The sequence below is a fragment of the Pseudovibrio sp. W74 genome, from assembly GCF_001623085.1.
Classification (GTDB): Bacteria; Pseudomonadota; Alphaproteobacteria; order Rhizobiales; family Stappiaceae; genus Pseudovibrio.
Genome location: NZ_LMCJ01000025.1, coordinates 96,092 through 98,015 on the forward strand (window position 1 = coordinate 96,092; position 1,924 = coordinate 98,015).

Here is a 1,924-nt window from a genome sequence, read left to right on the forward strand (position 1 = left end):
AGGGTGAGGCAAAGCCCATGTCCAGCGCCGCATCGGTAATGGAGATGCTGGCATTCTGCTTCAGCCGCCGCGCGGCCTTTTCAACCCGCACCCGGCTGGTGAACTGATTGACCGTCTCTCCGGTCATGGCCTTGAAGATACGGTGAAAGTGATAGGGAGAAAAACACGCCGCATCAGCAATCTGGGCGAGGGAGAGGTCCTCGCAGATGTTCTGCTCAATATAATCCATCGCCCGGTTAATCCGCTGCTTATAGATGTTCTTCTGCAAAGCTTCATGCCGCATCGTCAGCCTCCCATACTCGGCAGAAGCTTACAACATCCTGCGCAAAAGAGGAGCCGGAATTTGGGGAGGGGAAGGGGCAAAACATCAAGGGTACAGCTCTGTTAAAACGAAACACCGCCCAAGCTTAAGCGGTCATGGTGCACCATTCTTTGCAATTCTTGCTATGTTTGCATCCCACATGCCACAGCCTGAAAAAGCGCTGGCCTGCGAAGGGATGACAGCTCCGCAGACCAGCAGGGCACCCTTGGCGGCAATGCGGGGTGTATGCGCGTTCCGCCTCCGGCACCACAGCGGCTGGCACGCACGGCGCCAAACGCTCAAGCACAGTCGGTCTGCACAGGCTCATCGCGGCAAAACACCCGCCACGACACCCATGCGGCCATCAAAAAAGCCGATTGCCTGAGATGATCAGGAACCGGCTTTGTCTGGAAACACTACTGTTTTGGTTATGGGCTGCGGCTGGTCGACCTGCTCCCGACCGTATTCCCGAAACCTGCTTTTGGGCATGGGAGAGGAATACGCGTCAATAATCTGTCCGCAGCTTTTTTGAAGAGCTTCCAAGCGGTCGCGGAAGGCATAATGCAAAGTGAACAAAGCATCCCGTTCACTGCTGTCCTGCATCCTCTCGCTCAGCAACAGCTGCTGCATATAAGCAAGGTTCTGCAAATCAGATGCAGCGACGAGCACTTCGTCTATTTCATTTTGGAAAGTATTTGTGGCGCTACATGCGCAGAGGGAACTGGTCATTTCAATGCCCCTTGTATACGGCAGTTGAAGGACCGCACGTCAAAAGGGCTTTCGACGACCCACTGGCGAGCGGGAGGTTCGAAACCTGATACAAGGCAGGCAGGTTTATTCCTTCCCGAAGGAAGTGTTGTATTCACCGTCCTCCCGCTCATAGCAAAGGGTTTGCGCCCTTCAGAAAAAAGGCACAAAAAATCCGCCATGTACGGGAGCGGTAACCGCTTGTATCGAGGTTTCGACGCCTCACACATGAATGTGGAATGAAACACCCAACTTGTCAAATCGGTAATTTAGACAAGGGGTGTGGATTGGTGGAAAGAGTAGGGCGCTTCAACGGGTCATGAGACAAACAGCTGCCTCCCCCTCGGTGTCTTCCCGGCCCCCGAGCCGGGATCCATACCCACAATCGTCAAAACTCATGAACTCAGCACTGGATGCTTGAGCTCCACAGTGAATTCTACGACCTACTGGCGAGCGGGAGGTTCACAACCTGATACAAGACAGGCAGGTTTATTCCTTCCCGAAGGAAGTGTTGTATTCACCGTCCTCCCACTCATAACAATAGATTTGCGCCTAGACAGAAAATAGGTACAAAAATATCCGCTGATTACAGAAGCAGTAGCCGCTTGTATAAAGATTGTGAAGCATCGCACATGAATGTGAAATGGCACAGCCCCCTTGTCAAATCAGCAGTTCTGACAAGGGAGTGTATTGGTGAAAAGGAGGGGGCTCGAAAAGAGATTGAGGCGACCAGGTTACAATCTGTAATCACCCCCATGATGCCGTCATCCCGCATTTGATGCGGCAACTGTGTTTATGCATTGAATGGAACACTATCTCTGAGGAGTGCATTGGCTGTGATGAGTATCTTTCTCGCCAGAGCAATCATTGCCGCTT

2 protein-coding genes are annotated in these 1,924 nt (G+C 52.5%); both read right to left on the reverse strand.

Annotated features, from left to right (window positions below; all coding sequences use genetic code 11):
• Positions 1-283, reverse strand: a 283-nt coding sequence (locus tag PsW74_RS29410; protein ID WP_208988063.1) for an AraC family transcriptional regulator, incomplete at its 3' end; no start/stop codon positions are given.
• 408 nt (positions 284-691) lie between these two features.
• Positions 692-1,030, reverse strand: coding sequence for a hypothetical protein (locus tag PsW74_RS18710; RefSeq protein WP_063287419.1), 339 nt, complete (start codon positions 1,028-1,030; stop codon positions 692-694).
• Between the last annotated feature and the right edge of the window lie 894 nt (positions 1,031-1,924).